This is a genomic window from Metasolibacillus sp. FSL H7-0170 (assembly GCF_038593115.1).
Classification (GTDB): Bacteria; Bacillota; Bacilli; order Bacillales_A; family Planococcaceae; genus Metasolibacillus; species Metasolibacillus fluoroglycofenilyticus.
In genome coordinates this window covers 964,835-983,075 of sequence record NZ_CP151964.1, presented here as the reverse complement: position 1 = coordinate 983,075, position 18,241 = coordinate 964,835, and the positions used below count along the sequence as shown (strand labels likewise).

The window sequence follows — 18,241 nt, the reverse complement described above, 5'->3', positions numbered from 1 at the left end:
TCACTTGAATGAGGAATTAGTAACCAAAATCACACAGCTTGTGATGGAGAAAATGAATGGCAAAACAGTAACACAGCAAGTAGCTGAAGCAGCGCAAAATAATGCAACATTTCGTCTTCTTGAAACGCCTGAAACGATTGAGACATCGCCGGTTGATAGTTCGTTAATCAAGCTGTACAACAACGCGCCGGCAAGAGAACAAGTATTGCCAATGGATAATGAAGAAGGAAATTTAACAAATGCGCAAGCAAAAGTCTTTCAATTTGAAGCAGATAGCCCTTCTGAAAGTGTGCTGGCAGCCCGCAAGCATACACCTGCAAGAATTGGTGTCGGCAGAGCGGGGACAAGGCCAAAAACGAAAACATGGTTAAAATTCCGCCTCGACCATGCAGCGGCAGTCGACGCTGTTTACGGTGAAGTATCTGAGGAGCTACTGCAAAAATTAAATGTATCTACAGTAACTACGAGAGTAACAGATAAAGAGGAATATATTACGCGACCTGATTTAGGACGAAGACTGTCCGATGAATCGAAAGAATTTATTCAAGCGAATTGTAAAAGCAACCCACAAGTACAAATTATTATTTCCAACGGTTTAAGTGCAAGTGCTGTTGAGGAAAACGTCATGGATGTCTATTTATCATTACAGCAAAGCTTGACTAATTTGAATATCGAAATTGGTACGACGTTTTACATTGATAAAGGGCGTGTAGCCTTAATGGATGAAATCGGCGAAATTTTACAGCCTGAAGTAATTGTGTACTTAATTGGTGAGCGGCCAGGGCTTGTCTCTGCAGAGTCGATGAGTGCTTATTTATGCTATAAGCCACGAATCGGTACTGTTGAAGCAGAGCGTATGGTTATTTCTAATATTCACAAAGGGGGCATCCCGCCTTTGGAGGCTGGCGCTTATTTAGGAACAGTTGTGCAAAGAATTTTACAACACAAGGCAAGTGGTGTAGCGCTTGTCGAGAAAGAAAGCTAGGAGGTAAGCAGATGAATCCTCAAAAAATAATGGCTGAAATTTTGGCGCTACAAATTATTCCACGCGTCAATCAGGAGCTTGCTGAACAGTTCTCACTAAAGCCCCATCAAAAAAGCTTAGGGCTTGTGACATTAACAATTGATGATGTTGGCTATGTAGCATTTGATGAAGCGACGAAAAAAGCAGATGTCGATGTTGTCTACGCAAAAAGCTTTTATGCAGGAGCAGCTCATGCCTCGGGTCCGTTATCAGGAGAGGTGATTGGCATCATTGCTGGTAGCTCCCCAGATGAGGTGCGAAGTGGGCTTGATGCGATTGAACAAAAAGTACAATTCGACACCTATTTTGAAGCTATTTTAGGAAATGACGGACATACCCTATTTGCGCATACGGTAGCAAGCTGTGGCACATATCTTGCGGAGCAGGCAGGAGTGGAGGTTGGCACAGCAATTGCTTACTTGATTGCCCCGCCACTTGAAGCAGTAGTAGGTCTAGATGCAGCTTTAAAGGCGGCAGATGTTGAGCTAAAAGTATTTTTCGGACCTCCGTCTGAAACAAACTTTGGGGGCGGCTTATTAAGTGGCTCACAATCATCTTGCCAAGCAGCAGCCGATGCATTTAAAGAAGCCATCGAAAACTTGGCAAGAAATCCAATAAGCTAGAAAGGAGGCGACGTGAGTGCCTACATTAGACAAAGATTTATTAGCAATACAGGAAATGCGTGATGCGGTGAAAAAAGCAAGTGAAGCACAGGCAGCCTATATGCAATTTTCACAGCAGCAAGTAGACCAAATTGTCAAAGCGGTAGCCGATGCAGCTTTTAAAGAGGCGGACCGACTTGCGAAAATGGCTGTCAGAGAAACAGGCATGGGCGTTCCTAACCATAAAAAAATAAAAAATGAAGTAGCTTCAAGAGACCTTTATGAAGATATTAAAGACTTAAAAACAGTAGGTATCGTTGGCTATGACCGTGCTGCAAAGGTTACTGAAATCGCAAGTCCATTCGGCGTAATTGCAGGTATCGTACCAACTACGAATCCCACATCAACGGCTATTTTCAAGGCGATGATTTCATTAAAAACGAGAAATGCACTTGTCTTAAGCCCACATCCGTATGCTGTGAAATGTACAGCCGAGGCTTTAGATGTTTGCCGAATCGCGGCTGAGCAAGCGGGTGCACCAGAGGGCTTGTTACAATGCTTAACGATGGCCTCCATGGACGCAACACAGCAATTATTAAAGCATCCACAAATCAATTTAATTTTAGCAACAGGTGGCGGGGCATTAGTGAAGGCTGCCTATAGCTCAGGTAAGCCCGCATATGGTGTTGGACCAGGAAACGTACCAGCCTACGTTGAAAAATCAGCCAATATTGCTAAGGCAGCACAGCATTTAGTGCAAAGTAAATCATTTGATAACGGAACGATTTGTGCAACGGAGCAAGCGATTATTGTTGATGAATCAGTTTCGGAGCGATTACTTACAGAGCTTCAGAAAAAGGGAGCCTATATTTTAACAGCGGAAGAAAAGCAAAAAATGGAGAAGCTCATTTCTCCTACACCGGGCAAGGTCAACCCTAAAATTGTTGGAAAATCAGCCGCTTGTTTGGCTGACTTATTAGACATTACAGTGCCAGCCGGTACGAAGGTGCTTATCGGTTTAGAAACAAAAGTAGGAAAAGAAATTCCGTTTTCACTTGAAAAATTATCGCCAATTTTTGCCCTTTATACTGTAAAGGATAGTGTAGCGGCAAAGCAAGTAATGATTGATTTGTTAAATATTGGTGGACGTGGACATACATGCTCAATTCATACTGAAAATGCAGCGTTGGCGGAGCAGTTCGCAGTTGAACTGCCAGTATCACGCATTGTTATTAACACTCTATCATCTATTGGCGCAGTGGGAGGAACAACAGGATTAGCTCCATCCTTCACGCTAGGCTGTGGGACGTTTGGTGGCAATATTACATCAGACAATGTCACAGCAAGGCATTTAATCAATATTAAACGTATGGCTTACGGCACGAAAGATGTAACTGTGCCAGAACCACAGTACGAGCCGCTAGAGGCGATTGTAGAAAAGCAGGTTGCCCAAGCAGGAGAAGTTAATGCTGATATGGTGCAGCAAATTGTTGATCAAGTATTAAAACAAATTACATTACAAAACAACTAATTGGAGGAATGACAAATGAACAGAGAAGGTACAGCTTTAGGAATGGTAGAAACAAAAGGACTTGTAGGAGCAATTGAAGCAGCAGACGCAATGGTAAAGGCGGCAAGCGTTAATTTAGTAGGGAAAGTACATGTTGGGGGTGGAATTGTTACGGTATTAGTGCGTGGTGATGTTGGTGCAGTAAAAGCGGCTACAGATGCGGGTGCGGCGGCTGCAGAGCGCGTTGGCGAATTATTATCAGTACACGTAATTCCACGTCCACATAATGAATTAGAATTAATTTTACCAAAGCTCGACGCATAGTTCATTCAACGATACAGGCTGGGGCTGTCTAGAAAGCGGACGAAAGCAAAACTTTCCAGACAGCCTTTATTAGCTGGTTTAACGTCTTTCAGCAATGTTTACTGTGAAGAGTAACCGCAGGAACACACGTTTTTGTACCGATAGCGTAATGACAGGTACAGAATTCATCACCTCTAGAGGTGGTGAGATGAATGCAAGTATTAGACCGATTTCAGCGAGTGTTCAAACACCCGCTGAATCATAGGAACTCAGTCAAAGTATATCGCATACCTGAGTGACCAACATCGTGTTGACCTAAGCTCTGGTGGATGTCATAGGACGTGACAGTTTTAGGTTAACTTCCACTGGTTAGCGTGAAAAAATCTAGACGCAATTACGCCTTGGCGCGTATTAGTATAAATGAATTGAGGTGACTCGCGTGAGCCTAGTGACAAAAGCAATCCCAGTAGCGATTTCGGCACGTCATATACATGTGTGTGAAGAGGATTTACAAGCACTTTTCGGACCCGATGCCACATTAACAAAAGATTTTGACCTTTCACAGCCGGGGCAATATGCTGCGAAGGAAAGAATATCGATTGAAGGACCAAAAGGAGCTATTCATAATGTGCGTATACTTGGACCTGTCAGACCAGCAACACAAGTAGAAATTAGCCAAACGGATGCGGTGAAATTGGGTTTAAATCCGCCTTTAAGACAGTCAGGCGATATCGAAAATTCAGCAAGTATAAAAATTAGCAATGGCGACAAATCCATTACAATAAAGCAAGGTGCCATTATTGCACAAGCACATATCCATATGACAGAGCAAGACGCGCAGGAATTTAATGTAGAAAACAATGAAGTTGTTACCGTTGAGGTTGAAAGCAAGCGCCCTATTACATTGCGTGGTGTGGTCGTTCGCGTCTCAAAGGATTTCAGCCTTGAAATGCATATTGATACAGATGAAGCAAATGCAGGCTTTATTGAGCAGCAAGCAAAAGGAACAATTATAAAAACAATGAAGTAAGGAGGAGGAGGTTGGATGCAGGAAAATTTAGTGCAAAAAATTGTGGAAGAAGTGCTACAGCAAGTGTTGAAAAATCAGCCTTCCCTTCAGCAGCACGATGATAAAATTCCAGTTGGCGTATCAGCACGACATGTTCATCTAGCACAGGCTGAGGTTGAGCAGCTATTTGGCAAGAGCTATCAGCTTACACCGAAATTCGAGCTTTCGCAGCCAGGTCAGTTTGCAGCAGAGGAAACAGTTGTTATTGCTGGACCAAAGGGCTCGATTGAAAGGGTAAGAATTTTAGGTCCGGCTCGCTCTTTATCTCAAGTAGAGGTTAGCTTTACTGATGCTATTAAACTAGGCTTAACACCTCCCCTGCGCATTTCTGGTGATATAAAGGGTTCAAGTCCCATTACCTTAATCGGTCCAAAAGGAAGTGTGGTGTTGAAGGAAGGGCTAATTGTTGCGAAAGCTCATATTCATATGACGCCAACTGATAGCGTTCGCCTCGGCGTGACGGACGGACAAAGCGTGCAAATAAAGCTTGCGGGCATTCGACCAATTATTTTATCGGATGTGATGATTCGCGTGTCGGAGCGTTACCGTTTGGAAATGCATATTGATACGGATGAGGCAAATGCAGGCTTCATAAAGCAAGGAGCTTTAGCTGAAATCGTTCAAGGCCCAACGCTTGAGCGAGGGGAGACGCAGGTTGCTCAGCCAGTTAACCAAATACCTGAACAGCAGTCAGCCTATCACTTCACGAAAAGGTTATTATCGCAAGTAGATGTAGCTGCAATAACAGAGCAAGAAATCATTGTTTCTAAAAAGACGATTGTGACAGCATTGGCATATGACAAAATTCGGGAATTAAATAAAACGTTAACGATTCATAAAGAATAAATGGCTTAGCTAATGCAGAATAGAGGGTGAGCAAATGCAAATGGGAAGAGTGATTGGGAATGTTTGGGCTACACGTAAGGAAGAAGGGTTAAATGGCTTAAAATTATTAATCGTTCAACCAATCGATTCAAACCAACAGCCAATACGAACTGAACTTGTAGCTGCAGACCGCATTGGCGCAGGTATAGGTGATGATGTTCTTATTACAAGTGGAGGGTCGTCACGCTATATTATGAAGGATAATCCACTGCCAATTGATGCGGTCATAATTGGAATTATAGACTCTACAGAAGTAATGCGAGGTGAAGACAATGAGTAGTGCAATCGGTATGATTGAAACAAAAGGGCTAGTCGGCTCTATAGAAGCAGCAGATGCTATGATTAAAGCTTCAGATGTTACGATTGTGAAGCAGGAATTTGTAGATGGTGGTATTGTCACAGTCGTTGTCCAAGGAGATGTTGGCTCTGTACAAGCAGCAGTTGATGCGGGCAAGGCAGCAGCGATGCGTGTTGGTGAGTTGTTATCCGCACACGTTATTCCACGACCAGATGTGGATGTATTCCAAATGATTAAAGGGGCAGAGACACCGAAAAAAAAGCCAACGCCAGCACGCGCAAAAAAAGCATCAGAGGTAGCTCCTAGCGAAAATGGCGGTGAAGTATAATGCCATTTCAAAAACATAAAATTGCAGTAATTGGAGCCGGGCACACAGGGGCAACACTTAGTTTGTTTTTAGCTCAAAAGGAATTAGGCGATGTTGTACTTTTAGATATTCCTGATGCTGAAAATCCAACAAAGGGAAAGGCGCTCGACTTGCTACAAACAGGTCCAATAGAGAAATTTAATGTGTCTGTTAAAGGGACAAGCAACTATGAGGATATAGCAGGTGCTAGCATCGTTGTTATAACTGCCGGCATTCCGCGTAAACCGGGTATGAGCCGCGATGACTTAGTAACAACAAATGCTAATATTATAAAGCAAGTATCTGCGCAAATTAAGCGTTATGCACCGAATAGTATCGTGCTTGTATTGAGCAATCCTGTCGATGCGATGACATATGTTTGCTATAAGGAAACTGGCTTCCCGAAAAACCGCGTAATTGGGCAATCTGGTGTGCTCGATACCGCACGCTTTAATGCGTTTGTTGCACAAGAGCTACAAATTGCACCAGAGGATGTGTCAGGTTTTGTGTTAGGTGGACATGGAGATGAGATGGTGCCATTAATTCGCTATTCATATGCGGGTGGCATTCCCCTTGAGAAGCTAATTCCCGCACAGCGCTTAGCGCAAATTGTGGAGCGCACACGCAAAGGTGGCGGTGAAATCGTCGGCTTACTTGGCAACGGGAGTGCTTATTATGCACCCGCTGCTGCCTGTGCGCAAATGGTTGAAATTATCATGAAAGACCAGCGTAAAATCATCCCATCAATCGCCCTATTAGAAGGTGAGTATGGCTACAACGATTTATTTTTAGGCGTACCAACAATATTAGGTGGCAATGGGATTGAATCCGTTATTGAGTTACAGCTTACAGCAGAAGAAAAGCAGGCACTTCAACATTCAGCAGAAGCTGTGGAGCAAGTGCTTGAGATTTGTCGTAATATTTAAGTGATTGCCTGAAAAGTAGCGTGTTCGCACTGCTTTTCAGGCATTTTTTGCTTGTTGCCAAAATATCGAGGAATCTTTGAGGAAATAGGGCAAGCGCAAAAAGAACCTGAAAACCCCTCTTCAAAAAATAAGGGTTCACTTTAGGCTTATTAATATGAAATAAGTTATACTTAAATTAAAGTAATGCTTTTATACTTTTTTTGAAACTTTTATGCATACTAATCGTATAAACAGTTAATCAAATTTTTAGAAAGGAGAGACGTCATGAAAAGGACACGAATACTGAGCTGGTTAGTACTTCTTATGCTGTCAATTGTCCTAGCTTTCCCTACGCAAACATTTGCTAAGAGCAAAGTATATCATGTGCCAGTTGAAAATAATGTTGAAAAAGGTTTAACAGCTTTTTTACAACGTGCATTCCAAGATGCAAAAGAACATGGTGCGGAAGCGATTGTGCTTGAAATACATACACCAGGTGGCTTCACAGACGCAGCAGAAGATATTGCAAAAATCATTAAGCAATCCGAAGATATGAAAGTCATTGCCTTTATTAATACGAAAGCGCATTCAGCAGGGGCGCTTATCGCGTTAAATGCAGACAGTATTTATATGACGCCTGATGCAACAATTGGTGCAGCAGGTGTTGTGGATAGCGCTGGCAACGCGGCAGAATTAAAGGCGCAAAGTGCTTGGATTAAACAAATGATTGCAGCAGCAGAAAGCTCAAATCGAGATCCGCAATATGCACAGGCGATGGCAGATTCATCGCTAGATATGAGTGAGTATGGGGCACCGAAGGGAGACTTCCTTACTTTATCTGCTGAGGAAGCGCTTAAAGTAGAATACTCAAACGGCACTGTGAAAAATTTGCAGGAAGTGTTAGAGCGGGAAAATTTAGCGGACAGTGTAGTCATTGATTTAGAACCAACTGTTGCTGAGCAAATTGCTCGTATCGTGACAAATCCAATTGTTATACCAATACTTTTATCGATTGCCAGTCTCGGTTTAGTTATTGAGCTCTATTCACCGGGCTTTGGCGTAGCAGGCGTGATGGGCTTGTCCGCACTTGGATTATTTTTCTTCGGTCATTTAATTGCTGGTATTGCAGGCTATGAATCGATTTTACTACTAATTATTGGTATAATTCTTATAGTTGCGGAATTTTTCGTCCCCGGTGGCATTGTTGGTATTATTGGAGGTGCTTCAATAGTATTAAGTTTGCTTTTAGCAGGTGCTAATTTTGTCCAGATGGGGTATTCAATTTTAATTGCGCTGTTAATCGCAGTTATAGGAATGGTGATACTTATGAAATTCTTTGGCAAAAAATTGCATATGTTTAACAAGCTTGTGTTAAAGGATGCAACGACGACGGAGGAAGGCTATGTGTCCAATGTCAATCGACTTGAGCTTATCGGCAAAAAAGGTAAAACGCTGACACCGTTTAGACCAGCAGGTGTTGTTTCCATCGATGGGGAGCGCGTTGATGCAGTGTCAGACGGCAGTTATATTGATGCTGGTAAGCATGTAGAAATTATTAAGGTAGAAGGCTCACGCATTGTTGTGAGAGCAGTATCAGAAGAAACGGAGGAATAATAGTATGTTTGTTGAAGCAGGTGTAATTGGTTTAACGATAATTATCGTTGCTATTTTTATCGTCCTAGCTATCTTTTTCACATTCGTTCCAGTAACGCTGTGGATTAGTGCGTTAGCAGCAGGTGTTCGTGTAAGTATTTTCACATTAATCGGGATGCGACTACGTCGAGTAATTCCATCGCGTATTGTTAACCCTTTAATTAAAGCGCATAAAGCAGGAATTGAAGTAACAATTAATCAGTTAGAATCACATTATTTAGCAGGTGGTAATGTTGACCGCGTAGTTAATGCGTTAATTGCTGCGCACCGTGCGAATATTGAATTATCTTTTGAGCGTGCCGCTGCGATTGATTTAGCAGGTCGTGACGTTTTAGAGGCAGTACAAATGTCGGTTAACCCGAAAGTAATTGAAACACCATTTATCGCGGGTGTGGCAATTAACGGGATTGAAGTAAAAGCAAAGGCACGTATTACAGTACGTACAAACCTTGACCGTTTAGTCGGTGGTGCTGGTGAGGATACAATTATTGCCCGTGTCGGGGAAGGGATTGTATCGACAATCGGTTCTTCAGCATCGCACTCTGTTGTATTAGAAAATCCGGATTTGATTTCACAAACTGTATTAGCGAAGGGCTTGGACTCCGGTACAGCCTTTGAAATTCTATCGATTGATATCGCGGATGTTGATGTAGGTAAAAACATCGGTGCTGAATTACAAATTGAGCAAGCACAGGCGGACAAAAATATTGCACAGGCGAAAGCGGAAGAACGTCGTGCGATGGCCGTAGCAACAGAACAAGAAATGGTAGCTAAAGTTCAAGAGATGAAAGCAAAAGTTGTTGAAGCTGAGGCTGAAGTACCAATGGCAATGGCAGAAGCTTTACGTTCAGGTAACCTTGGTATTATGGATTATATGAACTATAAAAACATTCAAGCGGATACTATGATGCGTGATTCAATTGCGAAATCAACAAATGATGATAATACGCAGAACAAATAGTGTATCGTCTAAGTTAGAAGGGAGGTTGCTTAAGTGGAGTCTTTAATTATCCTTATTGTGCTTGGGATTATTTCCTCATTGCTCGGTAAAAAAGATAAGTCCAAAAACACGAAAAGCATGCCACCATTTAATGAGCAATCAAAACCTAATCGTGAGCCACGCCAAGCCAAGACAACACCAACTAGGTCTTTAGAGGATTTCGCGAGTGAAATCTTTGGGCAGCTTGAACAAAAAAAGGCTGAGGTAGAGCAGCAATGGAAAGAAATTAAGCCCGTTGTGCCAGTGCGAACTGAGCGAACTGAGCGAAAAATAGAGCCGATTGTTGAAACGGTAGAGGTACCAAAAGTAACCTATGAGAAGACGGTAGCACGTCCAAATATTGAACAATCACTACGTGTGACGCAAATGAAGGAGCGAGAAACAGCTGTTTTTACAGCTCCTACGACAAAGAAAGCACTTGTTCAGGCAATTGTTGCCGCGGAAATTTTAGGTCCGCCAAGAGCAAAGCGACGACAAGTACGTTAACTTCTTTTAGAAGAAATTCCTTATCTCTATAAATGGCGAGATGAATGCTTGCCTTAGGCCTTTTCAGCGAGTGCCAAAACACATCTTGATACAAGGAGCTCAGTCTAAGTATGCTACTTTCTGTGGCAACGATTGAATGTCTAACATCATGTGGTTTAAGCTCCAACGGATGTCACGTGATGTGCCAATTTTAGATTCACTTCTACCAATTAGCTCGAAGAAAATCTGGACGCAATTACGTTGATGCCTAATTAATCTTATACATGCCTCCTTTTTCTAATGCATATAGTATGAGAAAGGGAGGCTGTTTTTTATGAAAAAATTATTTCAAATGGCTGCAATATTTGAAATGACCAATTTTAAATTGCTTAAATGGCATGGGAATTATCGCATACTAGCTGCATCTGATGCGAGTTGCTCGTGTATGATAGAAGATTATGTTGTGCATATTAAGGGAGAGCAAATTACTGTAACTGTATTGGCGACAAATGGTTTTACCGTATCATGTGAAAAATTACATGCACTACAAATTGAAAAGCATGCGTAATATTGATTATCGCCGTGTTCGCGTATCGGTGCAAAAAAATCAAAAAACAAATGATTTACTACAATATTTACATAGCCATCATGTACCGATTTATCATGTGCGTACGACAAAAGAAGTGCTACAATTTGAATTGGCTCGCCAGCATATCGCTATATTGCGCAAAGCACGCAGTAAGCATCGTGTCAAATTGAAGTTACACTATTTAACGACAGACGAGCTACTTCCAAAGCGATTGATGACAATTGTTAGTTTACTTTGTCTATGGCTCATACCGTTACTTTGCAATTATTGGATATGGGAAATTGATATACAAGGAGATACACCAGAACAAAAGGCTGCAATCGAGCGTTTAGTGCAAAAGGAATTTGCTGCACCTATTCTAAAAAAACGCTTACCGACAGATCAAGAGGTACGAGAGTTCATTATGCAAAACTTTCGCGAGTATTCATGGGTGCATGTTGCGAAAGTAGGAAGTAAAATGACCATCCGTCCACAGCTCGCACCGAAAAATGAAATGAAGGAAAATAAAGATGGCTATTATCATCTTATTGCTGGTAGCAGTGGTGTCATCACCCATTTTGATATAAAAAGTGGTGAGCGTAAAGTAACGCCAAATACGACAGTATATAAAGGGGATACACTTGTATCTGGGCTGATGCTAGTAGGGGAAAGACAGCTTTTAATTGGTGCAGTTGGTGACGTTTATGCAGATTATTGGCTAGAGAGCGAGTTTACAATTCCGCAAGAAGTGCAATACGAAGTTGTAACAGCAGAGGCTTGGCATTTTACGTTTACTCCTGAAGGGCTACCAACAGAAATAAAAGCACTGCCATTGCCTGAATGGTTAGCGCGTTATATACGTGTTGCTAAAATAGAGACGAGAGAAAAAATAGTTGAAACGTTGACAGAAGAACAGATTGAATCGCGAATTATGCCATTGCTGCATGAAAAAATGGTACAATCATTACCAACGAAGAGCATTATTAAAAAAGAAAACCTTTTACACATTCAATTTGTAGATGGTAAAGTAAAGGGGAAGGTTCTATATTTAATCAATGAAAATATTGCCAAACCTTATCCTATTAATTAAGGAGCGTTAGGATGTCAGAAAAAATTTCACAATTACAGTTAGATAATCCGAATGAAGCAGTTATGTTATTAGGCATGTCGGATGCAAATATTAAATTAATTGAAGAAACGTATAAAGTACAAGTTATTACACGTGGGGAAGTAGTACAAATTGCGGGCGATGATGAGGCACAGAAGGAGCAGGCTAAATCCGTGCTACATGCGCTACTACAGGTGATTCGTAAAGGGATTAATGTTGACCAACGGGACGCATCAACAGCAATTGAAATGGCAAACAAAGGTACAATCGAATATTTTGCAGAGCTTTATGAGGAAGAAATTGCACGTAATACAAAGGGCAAGCCGATTCGTGCGAAAACGATTGGACAGCGAGAATATATACGTGCCATTCGCCATCGTGACTTGATTTTCGGCATCGGCCCAGCCGGTACAGGTAAAACCTATTTAGCTGTTGTTATGGCAACACAAGCTTTAAAAAACGGTCATGTGAAGCGCATTATTTTAACAAGACCTGCTGTTGAAGCTGGTGAGTCGTTAGGCTTTTTGCCAGGTGATTTAAAGGAAAAAGTTGACCCTTATTTACGCCCGCTTTATGATGCACTACATGATATTTACGGCGTAGAACAAACGCAGCGTTTAATTGAGCGTGGTACAATTGAAATTGCGCCATTAGCGTATATGCGCGGTCGTACATTAGATGATGCCTTCGTTATATTAGACGAGGCACAAAATACAACGCATCAGCAAATGAAAATGTTTTTAACACGCCTTGGCTTTGGTTCTAAAATGGTTATTACTGGGGATAAAACCCAAATTGACCTTCCGAAAAATACGGAATCTGGTCTGATTATTGCGGAACGTACACTGAAATATGTCAAGGACATACATTTCCAAATTCTTGAGCAAGGGGATGTTGTGCGTCACCCACTCGTAGCAAAAGTAATTCAAGCATATGCGGAGCAGGAGCTGTAAGGAGTAAGCTGTGCACCGATTTTTGAAAGCAACTTAACGACATAAATTGCTAAGGGCTGCTAGAAAGTCAGGGAGAGTTGTGACTTACTAGCAGTCTCTTTTTAGCTATTCCACTCAATTATGCCTTGGCTAGCTCTCGTCCAGATTTTTCACGCTAACCAGTGGAAAATAAACTGACCTGCATCAGGTAGACCTCCCTTCAAAATCTGTGACATCCGTCGAAGGCATAACTTTTTAGCGGTTATTTGAACACCTGCTGAAAATCGGTTTAATACTTGCATTCATCTTACTACCTAGAAAGGTATGAAAGTTTTTACGCTATCTGTACAAAATATGTGCTCCTGCGATTACTCGCCGCAGAAAACATTGCTAAAAGAAGTTAAAATGACACGAAATAAGCATGAAATCACGCTCAAAAATTGGTAAAATAATAAGTGGAGGTGTGCAATGAGAAAACAATTAAAAAACATAATGCAAATCATTCAATTTCGTTATTTTTTAATATTAGTCCTCTTAATTACAGCAACTATTCAATTTTTGTTTATGGCAGGCAATGTAAGGGGCATTACATACGATATACAGTTGCTGCAGCTAGCACCCGAAACAATTCGTTCTGTGAAAACTGTAGAAGATTCGGTGAAAACGGAAAGGGAACGTGATAATGCGGAGAAATCTGTTGAGCCTGTCTACGTCTTCAATGAGGAAGTAGCAGACCATCGTACAGCCATTATTACATCTGTTTTTGATATCGTGCTTGATGTACGAGAAGAGACAAAGGATGATTCAATTGAATCAAGAGTAGAGCAATTAAAAACAAGTTTAAAAGATATTACGGAATCACAAACTTCAATAAGTATTAGCAATACACAGCTTGAAGTATTGTTAACGATTGACGAGGAGCTATTGATTAATACGCGTGATAGTTTAGCACAGCTCGTAACAAATGCGTTAGACCGACCATTCCGTAAAGAGCAAATCTTAACAATTCGCAATGAAATTGATAGTAAAATACGTCAGCAATCAGCAATAGCGGAGCCGTTACTTAATACAGTTATTACACTTGGACGAGCTGCTATTGTCGAAACAGAAGTGCTAGATGAAGAAAAGACCGAGTTGCGCGTTCGACAAGCACGCGAAATGGTTGAAGCAACACGTATTTTACAAGGTCAAATTATCGTGCAAGAAGGGGAGCTTATAGACCGTGAAGTATACCGACAATTAGAGTTGCTAGGTATGCTAGATACGAAGGAATCTTTAAAGCCGATTTTTGGGTTACTCATTTTAATTTTCTTGCAGATGGCCTTTATTTATATCGTTTTTGACCGTTCAAAAAAGCCGATAGCCAAACGTCGAAACGAGCTGCTTGTTACAACAATAGTTTATACAATATGTCTTATTATTATGAAATTAATTAGCATTGTAGCGGATAATTTTGATGTGATGATTGCCTTTTTATTCCCAGTTGCTTTAGCGACAATGCTTGTTCGCTTGCTTGTGGATGACCGAGTGGCATCAATTGTAACGGTTATGACGGCGACATCAGCAGGTGTCATGTTCCATAGTGGCTATGCTGCTGTGTTACAAATGGATATTGCCTTGTACATAATGTTTGGCGGTTTTGCGACGCTATTTTTCATGCGCAATCTTGAAAAGCGCTCATCATTATTGCAGGCATGTGGCATTCTCTCAGTTATTAATATTTTATTTATTAGTTTTTATTTATTAATGTCTCAGTCGGGCTATGGTATCACCGAAATAGGCTTCTATTTGACGGCGGCTATCATTTCAGCAGTGCTTTCCGGTGCGTTGACGATGGGGTTATTACCGTTCTTTGAGTCGGCATTTGGCATTTTATCAACAATGCGCTTGATTGAGCTATCGAATCCAAACCATCCGTTACTTCGCAAATTATTAACGGAAACGCCGGGTACTTACCACCATAGCATTATGGTAGCAAATTTGGCAGAAACAGCTTGTGAAGCAATTGGTGCGGACGGGCTATTAGCGCGCGTCGGCTGTTATTACCATGATGTTGGGAAGACGAGAAGACCTTCCTTCTTCATTGAAAATCAGATGACAGGTATTAACCCGCATGATACATTACCTCCACAATCGAGTGCAGATATTATTATTGCACATACGACGGACGGCGCAGAGCTCCTGCATAAGCATCGCATGCCACAGGAGATTATTGATATTGCGTTACAGCATCATGGCACAAGCTTATTGAAATTTTTTGTATTTAAAGCGAAGGAAGAGGGCATGAATGTTGATGAGGCAGCGTTCCGTTACCCAGGACCAAAGCCGCAAACGAAGGAAATTGCTGTTATTAGCATTGCAGATAGTGTAGAAGCTGCGGTACGATCCATGAAGGAGCCGACTGCTGACAAAATTAAAAAGCTAGTACAGTCCATTATTCAGGACCGCGTGCAGGATGACCAATTTGATGAATGCGATATATCGTTGAAGGAATTAAAAATTATTGAAGATGTGTTATGTGAAACATTAAACGGTACATTCCATTCACGCATCGAATATCCAAAATAGGGGGTTTGCAAATGGCGTTAGAAATCGATTTTTTAGATGAAACGGATTCGGTTCAAAAAGCGCATATCGATTTAGTCGAGCGCTTATTGCAGTATGCGGCAAAAGAAGAGCAGGTTGATGATGGTAGCGAACTATCAATTACATTCGTTACGAATGAAGCCATACATGAAATCAATCGAGAGTACCGCGATAAAGACCAGCCAACAGATGTTATTTCCTTTGCTTTAGAGGAGCTAGGTGAAGGAGAAACAGAAATTATTGGTGAAGGTCTACCACGTGTTTTAGGAGATATTATTATTTCGGTCGAGCGTACACAGGAACAGGCGGAGGAGTATGGACATTCTTTTGAGCGAGAGCTAGGCTTTTTAGCACTCCATGGATTTTTGCATTTATTGGGATATGACCATATGAATGAACAAGATGAAAAAGAAATGTTTGATAAACAAAATGCAATTTTGTCGTCCTTCGGGCTAGGGCGCGAGGCATAATGGATATCCGTAAATTTTTACGCTCCTTTGTCTATGCCTTTCAAGGAATACTGGAGGCGGTAAAGGAGCAAAATATGCGCTTTCATGTAGCAAGTGCCTGTATCGTCATCGTTGCAGGCTTATTAACAGGCTTGAGCGTGATAGAGTGGCTAATTATCGTTTTAGTCATTATTTTAGTTATTGGTGCGGAAATGATGAATTGTGCAATCGAACGAGTTGTCGATTTAGCAACATCAGAAATCCACCCTTTAGCAAAGGCTGCAAAGGACGCAGCAGCAGGCGCGGTACTTGTATTTGCGATTGGCAGTGTTATAATCGGAGTACTCATTTTTTTCCCGAAATGGTTTTAATGTGATATAGGAGGCAAAAAGAATGGATAAACATACATTAATGGAGCAATCAAAGATAGCGCGTGAAAAGGCGTATGTACCTTATTCGAAATTTCCAGTAGGCGCAGCACTTTTAGCAGAGGATGGTACAGTTTATTTAGGCTGTAATATCGAGAACGCCGCATATAGCATGGCAAACTGTGCAGAGCGAACGGCAATTTTTAAAGCGGTATCTGAAGGTGTGATGAAATTTAAGGCGATTGCTGTAGTAGCAGATACGGACAAGCCTTGCTCACCATGCGGGGCATGCCGTCAAGTGATGAGCGAGTTTTTCCCAGCAAGTATGCCAGTTTATTTAACAAACTTAAAAGGTGATGTACAAGAAACGACAGTAGGTGAACTGTTACCTGGTGCATTCACAACGGAGGATTTAGATTATGCAGCAAGCAAACAGTCCCTATAAATCGGGCTTTATTTCCATTATTGGTCGACCGAATGTAGGGAAATCAACATTTTTAAATCGTGTTATCGGACAAAAAATTGCGATTATGTCAGATAAACCACAAACGACACGTAATAAAGTGCAAGGTGTATTGACACTTGAAAATTCGCAAATGATTTTTATTGATACACCAGGTATTCATAAGCCGAAGCATAAATTAGGCGAATTTATGTTGAAAGTATCTAAAAATACATTGCGTGAAGTGGATGTTATTTTATTTATGGTCAATGCAGAGCAAAAAATCGGTAAAGGTGATGAATTTATTTTAGACCTTTTAGCTGGTAATAAAACGCCTGTCTTTTTAGTCATTAATAAGATTGACCAAGTTCATCCAGATGAGCTTATTACAATTATTGAATCCTATAAAGATAAATACCCGTTCAGCGAAATCGTGCCGATTTCCGCGCTACAAGGAAATAATGTCGAAAATTTATTAGCAAAGCTCGGTGAGTATTTACCTGAAGGACCGCAATATTATCCTGCAGATCAAGTGACCGATCATCCAGAGCGCTTTATTATTTCAGAGCTGATTCGTGAAAAGGTTTTGCATTTAACACGTGAGGAAATTCCCCATTCGATTGCAGTTGTCATTGATAAAATTAAGCGTGATGAAGAGCATGAACATATGATTCGTGTACAAGCAACAATCATGGTTGAGCGCGATTCGCAAAAGGGCATTGTCATTGGCAAGCGCGGCGCATTACTAAAGGAAATCGGTACACTGGCACGTAAAGATATCGAAATGCTTCTTGGCTCAAAGGTATACTTGGAGCTTTGGGTAAAGGTGCAAAAGGATTGGCGCAACAAACAAACACATTTACGTGACTTCGGCTTCCGTGAGGATGAGTATTAAAATGAAAAATTACGATATTATTTATTTCGATATCGATGATACACTTTTTGATTTTACTATATCGGAGCAAGAAGCTTTTAAAAAAGTTTTTAGCAAATATAATTTGTTAAATAACTTAAAATTGTATGAAAAGAGTTATCGAGAAATTAACAAAGTGTTATGGGAAGATTTAGAACGAGGAAAAATAAGCTTAGTGGAGCTAGGTTCAGAAAGATTTAGGAGATTATTTTTAGAACACGAACTTGAAATGGACGCAGTTGTATTCAATCAAGACTATTTGAAATTTCTTGGCCAACAAACCTATCTCGTTCAAGGAGCCGAAAAAGTTATTGAAGCTTTGTCGCATAAGCGATTAGCCATTATTACGAACGGTTACACAGATGTACAAACATCTAGAATTAATCATTCCTTTTTAGAAGGTACATTTGAGCATATTATTATCTCTGAATCCACAGGATTTCAAAAGCCACAAGCTGAAATTTTTGATTATGCTTTTAATAAGCTGCAAATTACAGAAAAATCAAATGTCCTAATGGTAGGTGACTCGTTGACTTCTGATATTCAAGGTGGAATTAACTACGGTATTGATACATGTTGGTTCAATCCTAAATATAAAGAAAATACTACAAATTTAAAGCCTACTTATGAAATAAATCAGCTAGAACACCTGTTGCAAATTGTGAAATAAGTGTATAGTATTTTAGGCGATAATATTGAAATTTCTGTAGCGTTATCATTTCCTAATTTTGAGTCAGCTTATGTTTCCTGTGATAAGTGTTTAATAGGGGAGCAGCGGGTGTAGGAAACGCCTGTCGCTAAATGAATTGGGAGGT

21 protein-coding genes are annotated in these 18,241 nt (G+C 40.9%); all 21 read left to right on the top strand.

From position 1 onward, the window contains the following. The first annotated feature begins 4 nt into the window (after positions 1-4). Positions 5-985, top strand: coding sequence for an ethanolamine ammonia-lyase subunit EutC (gene eutC, locus MHH70_RS04720; protein ID WP_342472686.1), 981 nt, complete (start codon positions 5-7; stop codon positions 983-985). A gap of 11 nt (positions 986-996) precedes the next feature. Next, positions 997-1,647 (top strand): ethanolamine utilization microcompartment protein EutL, encoded by a 651-nt coding sequence (gene eutL / locus MHH70_RS04715; RefSeq protein ID WP_342472685.1) that lies wholly within the window; start codon positions 997-999, stop codon positions 1,645-1,647. A gap of 16 nt (positions 1,648-1,663) precedes the next feature. Then, positions 1,664-3,157, top strand: coding sequence for an aldehyde dehydrogenase family protein (locus MHH70_RS04710; protein ID WP_342472684.1), 1,494 nt, complete (start codon positions 1,664-1,666; stop codon positions 3,155-3,157). Between the two features lie 15 nt (positions 3,158-3,172). Continuing rightward, the gene (locus tag MHH70_RS04705) at positions 3,173-3,460 is read left to right on the top strand and encodes a BMC domain-containing protein (RefSeq protein WP_042478217.1); all 288 of its coding nucleotides are present in this window, start codon (positions 3,173-3,175) and stop codon (positions 3,458-3,460) included. Between the two features lie 418 nt (positions 3,461-3,878). Further along, the gene (locus tag MHH70_RS04700; RefSeq protein WP_107942478.1) at positions 3,879-4,469 is read left to right on the top strand and encodes a phosphate propanoyltransferase; all 591 of its coding nucleotides are present in this window, start codon (positions 3,879-3,881) and stop codon (positions 4,467-4,469) included. Between the two features lie 15 nt (positions 4,470-4,484). After that, a complete protein-coding gene (pduL, locus tag MHH70_RS04695) occupies positions 4,485-5,354 on the top strand; it encodes a phosphate propanoyltransferase (RefSeq protein ID WP_066164062.1) in 870 nt (289 codons plus the stop codon). A gap of 34 nt (positions 5,355-5,388) precedes the next feature. After that, positions 5,389-5,673, top strand: coding sequence for a EutN/CcmL family microcompartment protein (locus tag MHH70_RS04690; RefSeq protein ID WP_066164059.1), 285 nt, complete (start codon positions 5,389-5,391; stop codon positions 5,671-5,673). Next, entirely contained in the window at positions 5,666-6,019 is a 354-nt protein-coding gene (locus MHH70_RS04685; RefSeq protein ID WP_066164056.1) for a BMC domain-containing protein, read from the top strand. Before MHH70_RS04690 ends, MHH70_RS04685 begins: the two co-directional genes overlap by 8 nt. Then, entirely contained in the window at positions 6,019-6,963 is a 945-nt protein-coding gene (gene mdh / locus MHH70_RS04680) for a malate dehydrogenase (protein WP_066164052.1), read from the top strand. Before MHH70_RS04685 ends, mdh begins: the two co-directional genes overlap by 1 nt. A gap of 264 nt (positions 6,964-7,227) precedes the next feature. Then, positions 7,228-8,556: a nodulation protein NfeD gene (locus MHH70_RS04675; RefSeq protein ID WP_107942479.1), complete on the top strand. Its 1,329-nt coding sequence runs from the start codon at positions 7,228-7,230 to the stop codon at positions 8,554-8,556. A 4-nt stretch (positions 8,557-8,560) separates the two neighbouring features. Next, a complete protein-coding gene (gene floA, locus MHH70_RS04670; RefSeq protein ID WP_066164046.1) occupies positions 8,561-9,556 on the top strand; it encodes a flotillin-like protein FloA in 996 nt (331 codons plus the stop codon). Positions 9,557-9,589: 33 nt separating this feature from the next. Next, positions 9,590-10,081 carry a hypothetical protein gene (locus tag MHH70_RS04665; RefSeq protein ID WP_107942480.1) on the top strand — a complete coding sequence of 164 codons (492 nt, stop codon included), beginning with the start codon at positions 9,590-9,592 and terminating at the stop codon, positions 10,079-10,081. A gap of 313 nt (positions 10,082-10,394) precedes the next feature. Beyond that, positions 10,395-10,628: a hypothetical protein gene (locus tag MHH70_RS04660; RefSeq protein WP_066164039.1), complete on the top strand. Its 234-nt coding sequence runs from the start codon at positions 10,395-10,397 to the stop codon at positions 10,626-10,628. Next, a complete protein-coding gene (locus MHH70_RS04655) occupies positions 10,600-11,718 on the top strand; it encodes a sporulation protein YqfD (RefSeq protein WP_161956378.1) in 1,119 nt (372 codons plus the stop codon). The genes MHH70_RS04660 and MHH70_RS04655 overlap by 29 nt, the downstream gene beginning before the upstream one ends. A gap of 11 nt (positions 11,719-11,729) precedes the next feature. Further along, positions 11,730-12,689 (top strand): PhoH family protein, encoded by a 960-nt coding sequence (locus tag MHH70_RS04650; protein WP_107942482.1) that lies wholly within the window; start codon positions 11,730-11,732, stop codon positions 12,687-12,689. A 447-nt stretch (positions 12,690-13,136) separates the two neighbouring features. Further along, a complete protein-coding gene (locus MHH70_RS04645) occupies positions 13,137-15,236 on the top strand; it encodes an HD family phosphohydrolase (protein WP_066164031.1) in 2,100 nt (699 codons plus the stop codon). Positions 15,237-15,247: 11 nt separating this feature from the next. After that, positions 15,248-15,724, top strand: coding sequence for an rRNA maturation RNase YbeY (gene ybeY, locus MHH70_RS04640; RefSeq protein ID WP_342472683.1), 477 nt, complete (start codon positions 15,248-15,250; stop codon positions 15,722-15,724). Then, entirely contained in the window at positions 15,724-16,074 is a 351-nt protein-coding gene (locus tag MHH70_RS04635; protein ID WP_066164025.1) for a diacylglycerol kinase family protein, read from the top strand. Before ybeY ends, MHH70_RS04635 begins: the two co-directional genes overlap by 1 nt. A 22-nt stretch (positions 16,075-16,096) precedes the next feature. Continuing rightward, positions 16,097-16,516 carry a cytidine deaminase gene (locus MHH70_RS04630; protein WP_066164022.1) on the top strand — a complete coding sequence of 140 codons (420 nt, stop codon included), beginning with the start codon at positions 16,097-16,099 and terminating at the stop codon, positions 16,514-16,516. Further along, positions 16,491-17,408, top strand: a complete 918-nt coding sequence (gene era / locus MHH70_RS04625) for a GTPase Era (RefSeq protein ID WP_066164019.1) — start codon at positions 16,491-16,493, stop codon at positions 17,406-17,408. Before MHH70_RS04630 ends, era begins: the two co-directional genes overlap by 26 nt. 1 nt (position 17,409) lies before the next feature. After that, on the top strand, positions 17,410-18,096 hold the full coding sequence (locus MHH70_RS04620) for a YjjG family noncanonical pyrimidine nucleotidase (protein WP_107942485.1): 687 nt from the start codon (positions 17,410-17,412) through the stop codon (positions 18,094-18,096). Positions 18,097-18,241 lie beyond the last annotated feature (145 nt).

Coding starts and splice junctions, on each gene's coding strand:
- MHH70_RS04660 (WP_066164039.1), top strand. CDS start 10,395: ATGAAAAAATTATTTCAAATGGCTGCAATATTTGAAATGACCAATTTT.
- MHH70_RS04650 (WP_107942482.1), top strand. CDS start 11,730: ATGTCAGAAAAAATTTCACAATTACAGTTAGATAATCCGAATGAAGCA.
- pduL (WP_066164062.1), top strand. CDS start 4,485: ATGCAGGAAAATTTAGTGCAAAAAATTGTGGAAGAAGTGCTACAGCAA.
- MHH70_RS04645 (WP_066164031.1), top strand. CDS start 13,137: ATGAGAAAACAATTAAAAAACATAATGCAAATCATTCAATTTCGTTAT.
- MHH70_RS04630 (WP_066164022.1), top strand. CDS start 16,097: ATGGATAAACATACATTAATGGAGCAATCAAAGATAGCGCGTGAAAAG.
- MHH70_RS04690 (WP_066164059.1), top strand. CDS start 5,389: ATGCAAATGGGAAGAGTGATTGGGAATGTTTGGGCTACACGTAAGGAA.
- MHH70_RS04705 (WP_042478217.1), top strand. CDS start 3,173: ATGAACAGAGAAGGTACAGCTTTAGGAATGGTAGAAACAAAAGGACTT.
- ybeY (WP_342472683.1), top strand. CDS start 15,248: ATGGCGTTAGAAATCGATTTTTTAGATGAAACGGATTCGGTTCAAAAA.
- floA (WP_066164046.1), top strand. CDS start 8,561: ATGTTTGTTGAAGCAGGTGTAATTGGTTTAACGATAATTATCGTTGCT.
- eutL (WP_342472685.1), top strand. CDS start 997: ATGAATCCTCAAAAAATAATGGCTGAAATTTTGGCGCTACAAATTATT.
- mdh (WP_066164052.1), top strand. CDS start 6,019: ATGCCATTTCAAAAACATAAAATTGCAGTAATTGGAGCCGGGCACACA.
- era (WP_066164019.1), top strand. CDS start 16,491: ATGCAGCAAGCAAACAGTCCCTATAAATCGGGCTTTATTTCCATTATT.
- MHH70_RS04635 (WP_066164025.1), top strand. CDS start 15,724: ATGGATATCCGTAAATTTTTACGCTCCTTTGTCTATGCCTTTCAAGGA.
- MHH70_RS04655 (WP_161956378.1), top strand. CDS start 10,600: ATGCACTACAAATTGAAAAGCATGCGTAATATTGATTATCGCCGTGTT.
- MHH70_RS04675 (WP_107942479.1), top strand. CDS start 7,228: ATGAAAAGGACACGAATACTGAGCTGGTTAGTACTTCTTATGCTGTCA.
- MHH70_RS04685 (WP_066164056.1), top strand. CDS start 5,666: ATGAGTAGTGCAATCGGTATGATTGAAACAAAAGGGCTAGTCGGCTCT.
- MHH70_RS04620 (WP_107942485.1), top strand. CDS start 17,410: ATGAAAAATTACGATATTATTTATTTCGATATCGATGATACACTTTTT.